13 protein-coding genes are annotated in these 16990 nt (G+C 69.5%); 5 read left to right on the top strand and 8 right to left on the bottom strand.

The genetic code is table 11. The features are described from left to right. Positions 1-27: 27 nt before the first annotated feature. The gene (gene glpD, locus ACX9MO_RS03130; protein WP_462213518.1) at positions 28-1647 is read right to left on the bottom strand and encodes a glycerol-3-phosphate dehydrogenase; all 1620 of its coding nucleotides are present in this window, start codon (positions 1645-1647) and stop codon (positions 28-30) included. 235 nt (positions 1648-1882) lie between these two features. Here glpD and ACX9MO_RS03125 point away from each other — a divergent pair, with 235 nt between their 5' ends. Beyond that, complete coding sequence (locus ACX9MO_RS03125) at positions 1883-2647, top strand: DeoR/GlpR family DNA-binding transcription regulator (RefSeq protein ID WP_222492303.1); 765 nt, start codon at positions 1883-1885, stop codon at positions 2645-2647. Positions 2648-2663: 16 nt separating this feature from the next. Here ACX9MO_RS03125 and ACX9MO_RS03120 read toward each other — a convergent pair whose 3' ends face one another. After that, positions 2664-3617 carry a helix-turn-helix transcriptional regulator gene (locus tag ACX9MO_RS03120; RefSeq protein ID WP_462213517.1) on the bottom strand — a complete coding sequence of 318 codons (954 nt, stop codon included), beginning with the start codon at positions 3615-3617 and terminating at the stop codon, positions 2664-2666. A gap of 128 nt (positions 3618-3745) precedes the next feature. On the opposite strand from ACX9MO_RS03120, the gene ACX9MO_RS03115 reads away from it, so the two are divergent. Together ACX9MO_RS03115 and ACX9MO_RS03110 are read left to right on the top strand one after the other, a co-directional pair. After that, positions 3746-5848, top strand: a complete 2103-nt coding sequence (locus ACX9MO_RS03115; protein ID WP_462213516.1) for a TonB-dependent siderophore receptor — start codon at positions 3746-3748, stop codon at positions 5846-5848. Positions 5849-5868: 20 nt separating this feature from the next. Then, the gene (locus ACX9MO_RS03110) at positions 5869-6702 is read left to right on the top strand and encodes an alpha/beta hydrolase (RefSeq protein ID WP_462213515.1); all 834 of its coding nucleotides are present in this window, start codon (positions 5869-5871) and stop codon (positions 6700-6702) included. A gap of 153 nt (positions 6703-6855) precedes the next feature. On the opposite strand, the gene ACX9MO_RS03105 is transcribed toward ACX9MO_RS03110, so the two are convergent. Both ACX9MO_RS03105 and ACX9MO_RS03100 read right to left on the bottom strand, forming a co-directional pair. Next, positions 6856-7773 (bottom strand): ornithine cyclodeaminase family protein, encoded by a 918-nt coding sequence (locus ACX9MO_RS03105; protein ID WP_462213514.1) that lies wholly within the window; start codon positions 7771-7773, stop codon positions 6856-6858. A gap of 10 nt (positions 7774-7783) precedes the next feature. Beyond that, entirely contained in the window at positions 7784-8923 is a 1140-nt protein-coding gene (locus tag ACX9MO_RS03100; RefSeq protein ID WP_462213513.1) for an alanine racemase, read from the bottom strand. Positions 8924-9039: 116 nt separating this feature from the next. On the opposite strand from ACX9MO_RS03100, the gene ACX9MO_RS03095 reads away from it, so the two are divergent. Continuing rightward, entirely contained in the window at positions 9040-9939 is a 900-nt protein-coding gene (locus ACX9MO_RS03095) for a LysR family transcriptional regulator (RefSeq protein ID WP_462213512.1), read from the top strand. Between the two features lie 327 nt (positions 9940-10266). Then, positions 10267-13152 carry an FAD-binding and (Fe-S)-binding domain-containing protein gene (locus ACX9MO_RS03090; RefSeq protein WP_462213511.1) on the top strand — a complete coding sequence of 962 codons (2886 nt, stop codon included), beginning with the start codon at positions 10267-10269 and terminating at the stop codon, positions 13150-13152. 66 nt (positions 13153-13218) lie between these two features. Here ACX9MO_RS03090 and ACX9MO_RS03085 read toward each other — a convergent pair whose 3' ends face one another. The 4 genes from ACX9MO_RS03085 to ACX9MO_RS03070 all read right to left on the bottom strand — a co-directional run bounded on the left by ACX9MO_RS03085 (position 13219) and on the right by ACX9MO_RS03070 (position 16989). Continuing rightward, positions 13219-13857 carry a glutathione S-transferase family protein gene (locus ACX9MO_RS03085; protein ID WP_462213510.1) on the bottom strand — a complete coding sequence of 213 codons (639 nt, stop codon included), beginning with the start codon at positions 13855-13857 and terminating at the stop codon, positions 13219-13221. 139 nt (positions 13858-13996) lie between these two features. After that, positions 13997-14824: a formate/nitrite transporter family protein gene (locus ACX9MO_RS03080; RefSeq protein ID WP_462213509.1), complete on the bottom strand. Its 828-nt coding sequence runs from the start codon at positions 14822-14824 to the stop codon at positions 13997-13999. A gap of 138 nt (positions 14825-14962) precedes the next feature. Further along, positions 14963-16276, bottom strand: coding sequence for an ABC transporter permease (locus ACX9MO_RS03075; protein ID WP_462213508.1), 1314 nt, complete (start codon positions 16274-16276; stop codon positions 14963-14965). Beyond that, a complete protein-coding gene (locus tag ACX9MO_RS03070) occupies positions 16273-16989 on the bottom strand; it encodes an ABC transporter ATP-binding protein (RefSeq protein WP_462213507.1) in 717 nt (238 codons plus the stop codon). Before ACX9MO_RS03070 ends, ACX9MO_RS03075 begins: the two co-directional genes overlap by 4 nt. Between the last annotated feature and the right edge of the window lies 1 nt (position 16990).

Raw genomic sequence — 16990 nt, 5'->3', positions numbered from 1 at the left:
CTCCCCGCGCCGTTCTGTCTTCCGCGGTTATTCCGCCGCGTCGGCCCTGCTGTCCGTCCGGTCATTGGTCCGGTCGTTTCGGCCTGTCATCCAGGCGTCCAGGGCCGCGATCTCCTCCGCGCTCAGGCGCAGCCCGAGCTTGCTTCTTCTCCAGACTACGTCCTCCGCCCGGCGGGCGTATTCGCGGTCCATCAACCATTTCACCTCGGCCTCGGTCAGCGTGGCGCCAAAGGCGCGGCCAAGGTCCCCGGCCTGCGTGGCCGGGCCAAGGATGTCCTGCGCCTCGGTACCATAGGTCCGCACGAGGCGGCGCGCCCAGGTGGCGTCGAGGAACGGGTAGGCGGCCTGCGTCTCGCGTACGAGGGCATCGAAGCCCGCGACCGGGAAGTCGCCGCCCGCCAGCGGTACGCCTGCCGTCCACGGACCCTTGTCCAGCGACAGGTGCTCGCCGATCTTTTCCAGCGCGCTTTCCGCCAGCCGCCGGTAGGTGGTGATCTTGCCGCCGAAGACGTTCAGCACCGGCGCGCCGCCCGTGGCGTTGACCTTCAGCGTGTAATCGCGCGTTGCCGCCGTCGCGCTGGAGGCGCCGTCATCGTAGAGCGGCCGCACGCCGGAATAGCTCCAGACCACGTCCTCGGCGCTGATCGCCTTGGCGAAGTAGCGGTTGGCAAAGGCGATCAGGTAATCGCGTTCCGCCTCGGTGCAGACGGGTTTCTGCGACGGGTCGTCGTGGTCCGCGTCGGTGGTGCCGATCAGGGTGAAATCGCGCTCGTAGGGGATGGCGAAGATGATCCGCCCGTCCTCGCCCTGGAAGAAGTAGCACTTGTCGTGGTCGTAGAGCTTGCGCGTCACGATGTGGCTGCCACGGACAAGGCGCACGCCCTCGGTCGAGGGCAGGTCGATCGTGTCGTGGATGATCCGTCCGACCCAGGGCCCGCCGGCATTCACCAGCATCCGGGCGTAGTGGGTGGCTTCGGCCCCGCTTTCCATGTCTTTCGTTTCGACGCGCCAGAGATCGCCCTCGCGGGTGGCATGGGTCACCTGCATGCGGGTCAGGATCGTCGCGCCACGGGCCTCGGCGTCGCGGGCGTTCAGCGCGACAAGGCGGCTGTCCTCGATCCAGCAGTCGGAATATTCGAAGGCCTTCTCGAACCTGTCCTGCAGCGGTGCGCCCTCGGGCGTGCCCTTGAGGGAGAGCGTGCGCGTCGCGGGCAGGATCTTGCGCCCGCCGAGCGTGTCGTAGAGGAACAGCCCGGTGCGGATCAGCCACGCGGGACGGCGGCCCTTCATCCACGGCATCACCCGCGACAGCAGCCGGGAGGTGGGCGTTTCGGATTCGAACCGCATATCCTTATGATACGGCAGGACAAACCGCATCGGCCAGCTGATGTGGGGCATCGCCTTCAGCAGCACTTCGCGCTCTTCCAGCGCCTCCTGAACCAGCCGCACCTCGAAATATTCGAGGTAGCGCAGCCCGCCATGGAACAGCTTGGTCGAGGCGGAGGAGGTGGCCGAGGCAAGGTCATCCATTTCGGCCAGCGTGACCGAGAGACCGCGCCCCGCCGCATCGCGCGCGATCCCGCAGCCATTGATGCCGCCGCCGATGACGAAGAGATCCACCGGCTGTGTCTGCGTGCCCTGGGTCACGGTTCACTCCTGAAAACTTGACCGGAAGCTAGCCGGGCCCCACGCAATCGCGCAAGTGAATTATTTTCGTTTCTTTTCGTTTGTGTGTTTCCAAGGGGTTAACCAGCCAAATTCTGCACCTGCAAAGAAAAATTCTCCGAATCTTCGCGTTTGCGGCGGAGAAACCGCTGGTGAAACCGGGCGGATCGCGGTTTCCTAGGGGCAGCGTCGAGCCAAGCGAAAGAAACCGAAAGCGATGTCCCAGTCCTTCCGTCATCCCGAAATCCTCGAGATCGCGCGGCGCGACGGCAAGGTGACCGTCGAGGGGCTGGCGCAGCACTTCGGCGTGACGCTCCAGACCATCCGCCGCGACCTCTCCGATCTGGCGGAATCCGGGCGGCTGGAGCGGGTCCACGGCGGCGCAGTGCTGCCCTCGGGCACCAGCAACATCGGCTACGAGGAACGCCGCCACCTGAACAGCGGGGCCAAGACCGCCATCGCGCGGGCCTGTGCGGCGCGGATTCCGAACGGCATCTCGCTTTTCCTCAACATCGGCACCAGCACCGAGGCGGTGGCGCAGGAACTGCTGCACCACAAGGATCTGATGGTGGTGACGAACAACATGAACGTGGCCAATATCCTTGTCGCGAACCCGGACTGCGAGATCCTCGTCACCGGCGGCAGCCTGCGCCGTGCCGACGGCGGGCTGATCGGCACGCTGGCGACCGAAAGCATCCGCCAGTTCAAGTTCGACCTCGCCGTGATCGGCTGCTCCGCGCTGGACGCGGATGGCGACATGCTCGACTTCGACATCCAGGAGGTGGGGGTGAGCCGCGCCATCCTGCGCCAGTCGCGCAAGGTCCTGCTGGTCTCGGACCATTCGAAATTCAAGCGCTCCGCGCCCGCACGGATCGGCTCGCTCTCCGAGGTGGATGTCTTCGTCACCGATGCGCCGCTCAGCGATCCGCTCGCCGCCGCCTGCAAGGGCTGGGCGACGGAAGTGGTGGTCGCCGGGCCCTGACGGCCGCCGTTGGGGGCTACGTCGTGCGGGCCTCGTCCGTGCGGGACCGCAGCTGTGACGGGCTCTCGCCGCGCTGATGCCGGAAGGCGGTGGCAAAGGCGGTCGCGCTCTCGTAGCCCGCGATCCTTGCCGCTTCGGCCACGCTGATCCCGGCGCGCAACGCCTCTGCCGCGCGGTCGATCCTGAGGGCGCGCAGATGCGCCAGCACGGGCCGGTCGTAGGCCCGCTGGAACAGTCGCCGCATCGAGGAGACGCTCATCCCCGCCGCCTCCGCGATCTCCGTCAGAGGGGGCAGGGGGCCGGGCCGCAGGGCGAGGCTCTCCATACGGTGCAGCCGGTCCCGCTCCTGCGGGCGCAGCCCGTCCGGGGCGGCCAGAAGGTCCTCCATCGCGTGACGGAGGAGGGCGAGGGCGAGGGCCTCCTTCTCCAGCAGGCGCAGCGCCGCGGGGCCGGTGCCGCGCAGCAGCGCCTCGGCCTGTGCCACCTCTGCCGGGGCGGCGATCCAGCTGTCGCAGCGATGGGTCCGGCCGGCCATGAGCGTCGCCTGGTCCAACCCGCGCGCCGCGAGCCAGTCCCAGGACAGCACCACGGTCACCTTGCGCAGGCGTTGCCCCCGCAGGATGCGGCGCCGGAACGGCAGCGGACGGTCGGTCGCGCTCAGCACCACGCGCACCGGATCGCCGGGCGCACGGTCCAGCCGCAGAGCCGCGCCGTCCAGCCGGGTCTCCACCGCGCCCTCCAGAACCATGTGCAGCACGAGGTTCGCGGGCCGGGTCACGCGGGTCTCGAAGGTCTCGGCCACCTCTGTGTCCTGCAGGTTCACCCGCGGGCCCGAGGGCGTGGCCAGCCCCTCGCGTCCGCCCGTCAGTACCACGCGGTCGCGGGGCAGCGTCGCGCCGAAGTCGCGCAGCGCGCCCTCCGGCCCCTGCGGCAGGCTGCGCGCGATATCCTCGAGTCGTATGTCAGCCATGGCGTTCCCCCGCGAAATTGACCGTCCTGCAAAGCTTTCTGAACGTGGCGCGAAGGTCTCTGGCTGGTTCGCGGGCATCTTAATGCTTAAAGCCTGATTGAAACAGTCGGAATTTCGGGGATATTCAGATGAACACCACCACCCGCGCCCTGCGCCTTGCGCTGCTGGCCAGCACTGCCCTTTCGGCCCCTGCCTTTGCGCAGGACGATGCCATCGTCCTGGACGAGATCCAGGTCGACGGCGCAAGCTACGAGACCGAGGGCAGCGACAGCTACACCACCGACCTGATCTCGGTCGGCGAGAAGATGACGCTCAGCCCCCGGCAGGTGCCGCAGTCGACCTCGGTGGTGACCAGCAAGCAGATCGAGGACGGCGGCTATACCGCGCTGGAAGAGGCGCTCGCCGACGTGCCGGGCATCATGATCCTGAACAACGACACCGGGCGCTCCTCGATCTACTCGCGCGGGTACGAGTTCGATTACCTCTACTTCGACGGCCTGCCCGCGCCGGTCTCCTCGATCTACGGCACCCAGCCCGACCTCTCCATCGTGGATCACGTCGAGGTCCTGAAGGGGCCGGCTGGTCTCTTCATCGGCACCGGCGAGCCCGCGGGCTCGATCAACATGCGCCTCAAGCAGGCCACCGCGACCGAGCTGAAGGGCTATGCCCTGACCTCGATCGACAGCAACGGCCAGAAGCGGGCCGAGGTCGACGTGGCCAACAAGCTGAACGCGGACGGCACCCTGCGCGGGCGCCTCGTGGCGGCCTGGGGGGACGGCGACGATTTCGTCGACGGCGTCGAGAACGGGGTGACCTCGCTCTACGGCACGCTGGCCTGGGACGTGACGCCGGACACCCAGCTGACCTTCTCGCTCAGCCACATGGAGCGTGACATCACGCCCTTCAACGGCTTGCCGACCTATGACGACGGCTCGCTGATCTGGACCGATGTCTCCTCCGGCATCGTGCCCGACTGGAACAGCTTCGACAACGAGACCACCGACGCCGTCGTCTCGGCACAGCACTTCTTCGACAACGGCAGCCGGGTGAAATTCTCGCTGCGGCAGTCGAACCAGCAGGCGAATTTCCTCTACGGCTATTCCGGCTCCACCGCCGACGCCGACAACAACGTGTCGCGGCTGTCCTGGCTGGCGCGGGACTTCGAGCAGGACAGCCTCGCCCTCGACCTGCACGCCGAGATGCCCTTCATGCTGGGCAGCTGGGTCGGCACCGCCATCGTGGGCGCCGACTGGCAGAAGGTCGACAGCACGCTCTACGACGCGCGCGGCGCGATCTCGGGCAGCTGGAACCTCGATGATTTCGTGGGCTCCTCGGTGGCGGCCCCCGATGTCACCTACACCACCCGGACCGAGACCGAATCCACCTCGACCGGCCTCTACTCGCAGCTGCGCCTCTCCCCGGTGGAGCGTCTGACCCTGATCGGCGGCGCCCGGCTCAGCTGGTATGATGCCACGACCGAGGCGACGACGATCTCCTCCGGCGCGACCACGACCTCGAAGAGCAATGTCGATGCGCATCTGACGCCCTTCGCCGGCCTGACCTACGACCTGACCCCGCGCAGCACGCTTTACGCCTCCTACTCCGAGATCTTTATCCCCCAGACCGATGTGGACAGCAGCGGCACCCTGCTCGACCCGGTCGAGGGCCAGCAGATGGAGGCGGGCATCAAGGCCACGCTGGGTTACGGGCTGAACGTTTCGGCGGCGATCTTCAACCTGAAGGAAGTGAACCGCCCCGTCGCCGTGCCGGGCGAGAGCTACTACATCGCCGAGGAAGAGGTCCGCTCGCGCGGGATCGAGCTGGAAGCGGGCGGCGAGCTTGGGAACTGGCATCTCGGCGGGGGCTATACCTACACTGATACGGAGTACCTGAACGGCGACAGCGAAGGGGAGGATTTCTCGACCTACACGCCCGAGCACATGTTCAAGCTGATGGCCTCCTACGACGTGACCCAGGGCGCGCTGCAGGGCTGGAGCTTCGGCGGGCGGCTGACGCTGATGTCCTCCTTCTCCTCCCGCGGGATCGAGGCGCCGGGCTACGGCGTGGTGGACGTGATGGCGTCCAAGATCTTCGCCAACGATTTCACCCTGCGGCTCGGCGTGGATAACCTCTTCGACGAGGACTATTACACCCGCGTCGGCTCCACGACGGTGTTCAACTTCCGCGGCGCGCCGCGCACCTTCAACGTGTCGCTCAAGAAATCCTTCTGATGCCGCCGCGCATCGTAGCCATGGTGGCCAGCGTCCTGCTGGCCACCTCCGCCACGCCCATGACAGCCCAGACCCCTCCCGCTCCCGTCCCCGCCGCCGATCTCTTCGACGGCCCCTGGACCCCGGCCCGCACCGCGCAGTTCGACCTCGGCCCCGCGGCCGCGCCCTTCCGCATCCTCGTCTCCCTGCCGGAGGCCCCGCCGCCGCCGGAAGGCTACGGCGTGATCTATGCCCTCGACGCGGGCTGGACCTTCGGCACCCTGCGCGACAGCGTGTTGATGCAGACCGGCCCTTACGCCGGGAACGGCTCTGCCCCCACCGTGGTCGTCGGCATCGGCTGGCCCACCGAGACCCTTGCCGATTTCGACCGCCGCGGTCCCGACCTCGTGGGGGACCGCCGCGCGGCCATGCTCACCTTCATTGCCGAAGAGCTCATCCCCCGCGTCGAAGGCCGCCTCTCCATCGACCCGGCGCACCGGATGCTGGCGGGGCACAGCTTCGGCGGGGCCTTCGCGCTTCAGGCCCGGATCGACCGGCCCGGGCTCTTCTCCCATATCGCGGCGGGCAGCCCCTCGATCTGGACCGATCCGGAGGGCTTCTTCGCGGGCGCCTCGCCCAACGGCCCCCCGGTCCTGATCACCGTGGGCGGCCTCGAGGCGCCCGAGGCCGCCGAAGCCGCGGGCACGCCCGCCGACCGCGTCGCCCGCCTGCGCGAGCGCGACATGACCGGCCGCGCCGCCCGGATGGCCAAGGCGCTCCCCGGTGCCTTCGAGGTCTTCCCCGACGCCAGCCACGGCGCTTCGGTCACGCCCTTCCTCGCCCGCGCGGTCCAGTTCCTCTGGACCCGCCCCTGACGGACAAACGCCCCCTCGACCTCTCGACGGGGCGCAGCTCTTCCATCTTTCGCTCGAAAATATCCCGGGGTGAATTGCGCGGCCCCCGGGCCGCGCAAGAGGGGCAGCGCCCCTCGATCCCCGATCAGCCCGGCGCATCCGCCGGGCCGCAGCTCACGCCGCCAGCAGCGCGATCAGCGCCTCGGCCATGTAGAGGTCCTGCAGCGAGATGCCCGAGCTGTCGAAGATGGTGATCTCCTCCTCCGACACCCGCCCCGGCACCGTGCCCGCGACCACGGCGCCCACGGCCACCACCTCGGCACCCTCGGGCGCGTATTGCATCTCGCCGATGCTGGTGGATTGCGAGGGCAGGTCGCAGGTCAGCCGGGCGCGGGCCAGCAGGGCGGGCGGCAGTTCCTGCTTGCCGCCCCCGTCCGAGCCCATTGAGGAGACATGGGTGCCCGGTTTCACCCACTCGGTCTCGAAAAGCGGGGCCATGGCATTGGTGGCGGTCACCACGATATCGGCGGCGCGCACCGCCTCTTCCGCCCCGCAGGCGCGGGCGGGCAGGCCGTCGGCCACGAGGTCCGCCACGAAACCCGCGGTCTTCTCGGCGTTGCGGCCCACCACGAGGATCGTCTCCAGCGCCCGCACCCGGGCCACGGCGCGCACCTCGTAGGCGGCCTGATGCCCGGTGCCGAAGAGCGCCAGCACTTTCGCATCCGCCCGGGCGAGGGCATCCACCGCCACTGCATCGGCGGCGGCGGTGCGGTAGGCGTTCACCTTGCCGCCCTCGACGATCGCCCCGATGCGCCCCTTCTCCTGATCGAAGAGCAGGGTGCAGGAATTGTGCCGCGGCATCCCGATGGCATCGTTGGTCGGGAAGTAGGAGCCGATCTTGACCCCGGCCAGCGTCGCATCCGCGCCGGACTTCAGGGTGAAGCGGCAATCGGGGCGGCTGGCATAGCCGATGACGACGGGGTAGAGCCGCGCCTCTTCGCCCGCGGCCGCCACGAGGGCGCGTTTCACCGCGTCGTAGGCCAGTTCGTGGGTGATCGCCGCGGCGGATTGCTCCTCGGTGATGTGGATCATGTCTCTCTCCTTACCAGCCGCCGAACCGGGACCAGAGCGCAAGCGGCGCCCCGAGGTCGGCGGGAATGACGTGATAGGCTTCGTGCTGGGCGCCGGTGGCGCAGGCATGGTTCGGCAGGATACGCAGCTGCGTGCCGAGGGGAAGATCGGGCAGGGCGCCCTCGGTGCCGGGGCGCCTGGTGATGATCCCGTGCTCCTGATTGGCGGCTGACAGGATCAGGTCGGGGATCACGCGGCCCGCCGCATCGCAGACGAGGCCATAGCCCTGATCGACGGCCTGGGCGGCGGTGCCGCGGTCGCGCGACATGGCCATCCACCCCGCATCAACGAGGATGCGGCCCTGCGCGGGCTGGTGCCCGATCACGGTGGTCAGCACGCTGAGGGCGATATCCTCCACCTCGCAGACGGCGATCCCGGCCATGAAGAGGTCGAAGAAGACATAGACCCCGGCGCGCAGCTCGGTCACGCCGGTCAGGTCGCGGGCGGAATGCGCCGTGGGGGTCGAACCGATGCTGACCACCGGGCAGGGCAGGCCTGCCGCGCGCAGGCTTTCGGCGGCGGCCACGGCGGCGGCGCGTTCCTGTTCGGCAAAGGCGGCATGGGCCACATGGCCGCTCACGCCATAGCTTTCGCCTGCATGGGTCAGCACGCCGCGCAGCTCGGCCCCCTGCGCGAGGCAGGCGCCGATCTCCACCAGCGCGGGATCATCGGCCTGAAGCCCGCCCCGGTGGCCGTCGCTGTCGATCTCGATCAGCGCGGGGATCGCGGCGCCCGCCGCGCGGGAGGCCGCGACGACCGCCTCGGCCTGCGGCAGGCTGTCGAGCAGCACCGTCAGGTCGCAGCCCTTCTCGCGCAGGGCCAGAACGCGGGGCAGCTTGGCGGGTGAGATGCCCACGGCATAGGTGATGTCGCGGATGCCGGCCTCGAAGAAGACCTCCGCCTCCTTCAGGGTGGAGACCGTCGCCGGGCCGGTGCCTCCGGTGAGCAGGCGGCGGGCGACCTCGGTTGATTTCGCGGTCTTGAGGTGCGGGCGCAGGGCAACGCCGAGGTCGGCTGCGTGCTGCGCGAGGCGGGTGATGTTGCGGGTCATCTTCGCCTCGTCCAGCAGTAGGCAGGGCGTGGGCAGGGCGGCAAGGCCGGGGTGGGGCATGGCGGGCTCTCGGTCTGGTGGGTCTTCTGGTGGTCTGATGTGCTGAGGCCAGCATAGCCACCACGCCATAAGCCGGGTATTTCTGTCTGCTGAAGTTGGGGTTAAGCTCAGGCTTAATGATCGACCTGTCCGACCTCCGCTTCTTCGGGGCCATCGCCGATGCCCCTTCGCTGGCTGCCGCGGCGCGCGCGCTTGGCATCACGCCGCCCGCCGTGTCGCAGCGCCTCGCGCAGATCGAGGCGCGGCTGGGGCTGAGGCTGGTGGACCGGGGCGGCGGGCGGCTGTCGCTGACCGCGGAGGGCGAGTTGCTGGCGCGGCGAGGTGCGGCGCTGCTCGACGCGGCGGGGGCGCTGAGCGAGGATCTGGCGCTGCGGCGCGGGGCACTGACCGGCCCGCTGCGGGTGATCGCGCCCTTCGGCTACGGCCGCATCCATATCGCGCCGCTGCTGGCGGATTTCATGGAGGCCCATCCCGACGTGGCGCCGGAGCTGACACTGGCCGAGGACCCGCGGGGCGCGATCCGGGGCAGCAGCTGGGACGTGCTGATCCACGTGGGCCGCCTGCCGGACCTCGACATGACGCAGCGCTTCCTCGCCCCGAACCGGCGGCTGCTCTGCGCTGCGCCCTTGTATCTGGAAGCGGCAGGGCGGCCCCGGCGGCCCGCCGATCTTGCGCGGCACCGCTGCGGCGTGGTGCGCGAGGATCAGGCGGACGTGACGCTCTGGCAGTTGAGCAGTACCGAGGCGCGGCAGGGGGTGCGGATCACCCCCGCCTTTGCCTGCAACGACGGCGAGGTGGTGCGGGACTGGGCGCTGCGGGGCCTCGGCATCGTGGAGCGGTCGGAATGGAGCGTGGCACAGGACATCGCCACGGGGCGGCTGGAGCAGGTGCTGCCCGGCTGGCAGCTGCCGAACGCGGATATCGTGGCGCTGCTGAACCCCCGCAGCGGGCGGGCCGTGCGGGTCGAATCCTTCCTGACGCACCTCGTGACGCGCCTGTCGCGGGTCGCGGCCTGACCCAGCGGCCCGATTGCTGTCTGTTTTGTGGGTCCCGGTCGTGACGATCGGGGGGCAATTGGGCACAGGCAGGGCTGAGGCGGTGGACAAGTCCGCCCGCCTGTCCGATGAGGGACGGGCCGAAGAACAGGCCCCGGTCCCGGCTGGCCCGCGCAGGAAGAGCCCGGACTGCCGTCAGGTGGCTGGCCAATGCGGGCGGAGCCGCCCGGACCCGCCCAGATTCGGCCCCGGATGCGCAAGGCGCGGCAGACGCCGGTCGCTGCGGCCGCGTCCTGCCACCGGCGCAGCAGACGGCCTTCCAGCAGGAGGCGCAAGAAAGAGCGAGAGATGAAAGACCACGTCGAAGACCCCGAAACGGCCCCTGTCACGCAGTTCCTGCAAGAGCTTGGGCACCGTGGCTTCAAGGGACAGGCGCGGACGTCGCGTGCTGCCCGGGTCGTGATGGCGACGGACAACTCCATCTACTACCGTGAACCCGCCTGCGTGGTGGAGCCGAAGAGCACCGCGGATATCCGCATCGCCGTTGCCGCCGCCGCCGCCGCCGGTCTGCCGATCACGCCGCGGGGCGGGGGGACGGGCACCAATGGCCAGTCGCTGACCAGCGGCGTGGTGCTGGACACCTCGCGCTTCCTCAATCGCATCCTCTCCTTCGACGCGGAGACCGCCACCGTGCGGGTGGAGCCGGGCGTGGTGCTGGACCAGCTCAATGCCTACCTCAAGGCGCGCGGCTTCTTCTTCCCGCCCGCCGTCTCGACCGGGTCGCGGGCGACGCTGGGGGGCATGGTCGCCACCGATGCCTCGGGCAAGGGCTCGCGCCGCTATGGCCGGACGTCGGACTACCTGCTCTCGGCCGAGGTCGTCCTCGCGGACGGCTCCACCGCCCATGTGGGCGACCTGCCCGCCGAGGCACCGCTGCCCGAGGGGCCGCTTGGCACCGTGGCGGGGCTGCTGCGCGCGGAACTGGCCGGACAGGCGGACGAGATCGCCCGCGTCTTCCCGGTGATGAACCGCGGGCTGACCGGCTACAACCTCGACGAATTGCGCGGGCCCGATGGCATGCTGCGGCTGACCAAGCTGCTGGCGGGGTCCGAGGGGACGCTGGCCGTCACGGCAGAGCTTGAACTGCGCGTCGTCCCGCTGCCGAAATGCACCGGCATGGCGATCATCGGCTATGCCGACAGCCTCGTGGCGCTTGGCGCGGTCTCGGACCTGCTGCCCGCCGATCCCGAGGCGATCGAATTTCTTGACGACGTGACCGTGGGACTGGGCAAGACCACGCCCTCCTGGCCGCTGCTGGAGCCGGTGCTGGGGGCGGAGCTGTCGCGCTGCGGCGGCTATCTCTTCGCCGAGGTCTCCGCCGAGACGCCGGAAGAGATCGACCGCCAGCTTGCCGCGCTGGAGGCCGCCGTGGCCGCGGGCCAGACGCCGGCCGTGGGCATCGTGGCGACCCGCGACCGCGAGGTCATGGGCGCGCTCAACGGGCTGCGCAAGGACGCCGTGGGGCTGATGGGCAAGGGCAACGGCCCCTTCAAGGGCATGGCCTTCGTCGAGGATGCCGCTGTCCCGCCCGAGAACCTCGTGGCCTTCGTGGCGGGGTTCCGCGACGTGCTCGACAGCCATGGCCTCGACTACGGCATGTATGGCCACGCGGATGTGGGCTGTGTCCACGTGCGCCCGCTGATGGACATGCGCCTGCCCGATCACCGCGACAAGATCCGCCCGATCTCGGACGCGGTGGCGGAACTGGCCCACGCGCAGGGCGGGCTGATCTGGGGCGAACACGGCAAGGGCGTGCGTGGCGAATACGTCGAATATTACTTCGGGCCGCAGCTCTTTGCCTTCCTGCGCCGGATCAAGGGGGCCTTCGACCCCGCCAACCTGCTGAACCCCGGCAAGCTGGTGACGGCCGAGGGCACAGACCTGCCCGTGGACCGGATCGACGCGATCCCCTTCCGGGGCGCGCGCGACCAGCTGATCGCGGGCCACGGTGCCTATGGCAAGGCGACGGAGTGCAACGGCAACGGCGCCTGTTTCCACTGGGATGCGGCGAACGAGATGTGCCCGTCCTACAAGGCGACTCGGGACCGTGTGCAATCGCCCAAGGGCCGCGCCGCGCTCTTCCGCGACTGGCTTCATGCGCGGGAGACGGGGGGCGACGTGCAGGAGGCGGCGGATGCACTGCATGTCTCGCTGGCGACCTGCCTGTCGTGCAAGGCCTGCACCTCGCAATGCCCGGTGCAGGTGGATATCCCCACCCTCAAGGCCCAGTTCCTCGCCGAGACGGAGGAGGCCAAGCGCGGCCCGCGCGACAGGCTGATCCGGCGCATGGAAACCCTGACGCTGCTCTCCACCCGGATGCCCGCGATTGCCAATGCCTCGCTCGCGCTCGGACGGGGTGTGATGGAGCGGGTGATGGGGCTGGTCGACCTGCCCGCCTTCGACCGCGCCGGGCTGGCGCGGCGGATGCAGGCGGCCGGGGCGCGGCGCCTCGCCCCCGGTCAGGCGCTGCCCGCGGGCGTGACGCCGGAGCATTCGGTGATCCTGCTCTGCGACAGCTTCCTCGGCCCGTTCGAGCCGCAGGTGCTGGAGGCCGCGGCCCGGGTGATGATCCGCATGGGCTATACCGTCTTCCACACGCCGGTGCTGCGCAACGGCAAGGCGTTGCAGGTGCGCGGCTTCCTCGACGCCTTCGGGCGTGCCAAGGCGCGCGCCGTCTCTGACTTGCAGAAGCTTTCGGCCACCGGCCTGCCGCTGATCAGCGTGGAGCCCGCGGCGACCATGCTCTACCGGCAGGATTTCAAGGACATGCCCGAGGGGTTGATGCCGCTGTCGCTCGACCGGTTCCTTGCCGCCCATGCGGCGGAACTGCCCAAGGTCGCGGGCGGTGACTTCCGCATGATCGGCCATTGCACCGAAACCTCCGCCGATCCGGGCAACCTGACCCGGTGGAAGACGGTTTTCGAGGGCGCGGGCATGGCGTTGCAGACCGAACGCGCGGGCTGCTGCGGCATGGCAGGCATGTTCGGACACGAGGCCGAGCACCGGGCGCTGTCCAAGCAGATCTTCGAACTCAGCTGGGCCTCGAAGGTGGCCGAGGGGCAGGGTCGCCTGCTGGCCACCGGCTTCTCCTGTCGGTCGCAGGCGGAGCGGTTCGCCAGCGTCGAACTGCGCCACCCGGTGCAGGCGCTTGAAGAGGCCTTCGCCGCGGGCTGACCCCGGTGCGCCGACAACGACAAAGGCCGCCCCGGGGGGCGGCCTTCTGCGTTTCCGGTCAGAGGCTCAGGGCATCGGGATCGCGCCCACGTCCTTGGGTACGGCATAGCCGCGCTGCACGGCCGGACGCTCGGCGATGCGCAGGTACCACGCCTTCACGTTGGGATACTCGTCGAGGTTGATGCTCTGCCATTCGAAGCGCGAGGCCCAGGGCCAGATCGCCATGTCCGCGATGGAATAGCTGCCCGCGCCGGTGCCCGCGAGATACTCCCGCCCCTCCAGCCGGTCGTTCAGCACGCGGTAGAGCCGCGCGGTCTCCTTCAGGAAGCGCTCCTCGGCGTAGTCCGCCTTGCCGGGGTTGAAGTGGTGGAAATGGTGCGTCTGCCCCAGCATCGGGCCGAAGCCGCCCATCTGCCACATGAGCCATTCCACCACCCGCCATTCCTCGCCGCCCTCTTCGAGGAAGCGGCCATGCTTGCGCGCGAGGTAGAGCATGATCGCCCCGGATTCCATCAGGCTCTGGCCGGTCTCGCTGTCATGGATCGCGGGGATCTTGTTGTTGGGCGAGATGGCGAGGAACTCGGGGGCGAACTGTTCGTCCTTGCCGATGTTCACGGCATGGGCGGCGTAGGGAATGCCCAGTTCCTCCAGCAGGATGGACACCTTGCGCCCGTTCGGCGTGGTCCAAGAGTAGAAATCGATCATGCGCTCCTCCTAAGCGGTCCCGGCGCAAGGGGAATCGCCGGTCGTCGGGCGGATCGTAGTCTGGCGAGATACTAGAATACCAGTGCGCTGCGGTGCCGGGCCCCCGCGCCGCCGTGGGCGCGGGGTGATGCTCAGGCCCTCAGCGCCGCATCTCGTCCGCGACCTGCCCGTAGGCCAGCAGTGCAAACAGCCCGGTGCCGCCGAGGATATTGCCGATCAGCGTGCAGAAGAGCAGCGCCGCCGCATGGCCGAGGCCCGTCTCGCCCGAGACCAGCAGCAGGAAGAGCTCTGCCGAGCCCGCGATGACGTGGGTGAAATCCCCCATGGCGATCAGGTAGGTGAAGAGCATGATGACAAAGGGCGCCCCCGCCCGGGACGAGGGCAGCATCCAGACGATGGCTGCCACGTAGAAGCCCGCCGGGATGCCGTAGGTCAGCCCCTCCAGCGGGGTCAGTTCGCCATAGTGGCGCGAGATCGCCAGCATTCCCTCGACATGCTCCGCAGGGATAGAATGCGCCCAGACGGCGAGGGCCACCGCGGCGAAGGTGCCGGTGAAGTTCGCGGCTAGGATGATGCCCCAGAGCCGCGCGGTGGCCAGCAGCATCCCGGGCGTGCGCCGGGTCAGCAGCGGCAGGATCGCGGTCAGGGTGCTCTCGGTGAAGAGTTGCAGCCGCCCGAGGATGACGAGCACGAAGCCCAGCGCATAGCCGAGGTTCTCGATCGCGGGGCGGTAGGGGTGATCGGCGAAGATCCCGTGCAGGATGCCCTCGGCCATGACCGAGGCGGTGATCCCCAGCCCGGCCGCGACGCCGGACCACCACAGCGAGGTGCCGGGGCGGGCCAGTTCGTCGATTCCCTCCTGGTGGACGACGCCATAGACCGAGATCGCGCTGAGGCCCTGGTTCTCGGCAATGTCGTCGCGTTCCTGCCGGGAGAGGTGGGGCGTGTGATCGTCGGTGGCTGCCATGGCGGTCGCTGTCCTCGTTTTCGTCAAGAGAGGAGGAGATAAGGCGACAGGCCGCGCGGGCAATGGCCGACTGGCGGCCATGCAGTGGCGGCGGGGGTACGGCAGGCGGGCGCAGGCCATCGCCCCGCCCGCCGCCTGTCAGGCCCGCAAGCTGGGCACGACGGGCTGGCGCAGGATGAAGGCGGCCGGCACCAGCGACAGGAGCAGCGTCGCAGAGACGAAGCCCGCGAGGACATGAAGCTCGCTCCACCCCAGCGGGGCCGTCACGAGGACATCGGTGCGCGCCGTCACGACCTTCGACAGCAGGGAGGCCGCGCCGAAGCCGGTCAGCAGGCCAAGCGCCGACCCTGTCAGCAGCAGGGCCGCACCGAAGGACCAGACCACCGCGAAGACGAAGCGCGCGGGCGCCCCGAGGGCGCGCAGCAGGGCGATCTGGCGGTGGAAGAGCCGCGACAGGATGAAGAGCCCCAGCAGCACCGCCGAGGCGACCAGCATCTGCGTGACGAGCGCCATCAGCGACATGATCTGACGGATATCGCCGAGCACGCGATAAAGCTGTGCGAGGACGGTCCCCGGGAAGAAGGCCATTGTCTCGCGGTCCCGCGTGAACGCGGACCGGAGGGCGTAGTTCGCCCACAGCGCCTCGGAGCGCACGACGATGGCGGGGGTGCCGGGGAAATAGGCCGCATCGAAGGGCGGGCCGAGTTGGTCCGCCCGTTCCGGCGCGTGCCCGTTGCCCAGGCCGTGGACCTCCCAGATCGCCTCGACCGGCAGGAGGATGGCGCGGTCCCAGGGCGTTCCACTGGCGGCCAGCCTGCCCACGACCTCGAGATGCGCCTCGTCGTGGGCGTGCTCTTCGGCGGCATCGCCGTGGCCGTGCGCCGGGGTGAATTCGTCGCCAATGGCCAGCGGCACGAGCGCGCCCACCAATGCCTCGTGCGGGGTTTCCCACATCCGCCCCTCGATCCGGTCCTCCGCGAGGTGGCGCGCGAAGGCCGCCGTGGTGCCGATCACCGGGGCTGTGCCGTAGCTGTCGCCGAAGGCCAACGGCGCGGCGATCGAGACGCTTTCGTGGCCCGCGACCTCGGCGTAGGTCTCTCCATCCAGCAGGGGCATGTCAGTGGGTTGCAGGAAGACGGCCGCCATCATCACGCTGATCTCGCTGCCGGGGGCGGAGACGATGAGGTCGAACTTGTCGGCGGCCTGCGCCGTGCCATGCCGCAGACCGCGCTCCTGCGCCAGAAGCCCGATCCCCATGCCGACCGAGATCGCGATCAGCAGCACGAAGAGCGCGGAGGCGACCCGGAACCGCCAGAGGATCGCCCGGACCAGCGGCCAGGGCGCGAAGCCCCGCAGCACGATCCCGCCCACGATCAGCGCGGGCAGCAGCAGCAGGAGCGTCATCACGATGTCCTGCGTCAGGGCCGAAAGGCCATTCCAGAGCGCACTCATGCCGCGGCCTTTCTGTCACCGGCGAGGCCGCCGTCGCGGATCGTCAGCACGCGGTCCATGCGCGAGATGAGGGCGGTGTCGTGGCTGACGACGATCAGCGTGGTGCCGCTGGCGCGGGCGAGGGTGACCAGATCGTCGATCAGCCGGTCCGCCGCCGCCCGGTCGAGGCTGGCCGTCGGTTCGTCAGCCAGCAGAACGGGGGCCTCGGAGGCCATGGCGCGGGCGATGGCCACGCGCTGACGCTCACCGCCCGAGAAACTGCTGACGGGCCGGTTCGAGATATCCCCGCCGAGCCCGAGAAATGCCAGCCGCTCGGCGGCCTGTGCGCGCAGGGCGGCCCGGTCGCAGCGCGGACGGAAAAGCGCGGAGAGGGCGGCGTTGTCGCCCGCGTTCAGCTCCTCGAACAGCAGGAAGTCCTGAAAGATCATGCCGATGCTCCGGGCGCGGAACCGGGCCCGCTTCTCGGCGCCGAGTGACAGGAGGTCCTCCGCACCCCAGCGGATATGGCCCTCCGCCTCCAGCAGGCCGGCGAGGGCGTAGAGCAGGGTGGACTTGCCCGCGCCAGAGGGCCCTGCGATGCCCACGAGCGCCCCGGCAGGAACCTCCAGCGCGGGGATGGAGAGCAGGACGCGCCCCCGGGGGGCGGAGACACGGAGATCGGAAATCGAGAGCGCCAGTCCCTTGGTCAATAGTCCCTTGGTCAGCCGTCCCATG

The organism is Pseudooceanicola profundus (assembly GCF_054919315.1).
Note: the sequence above shows the minus strand (reverse complement) of the source record. Positions and strands in the feature narration are given on the sequence as shown.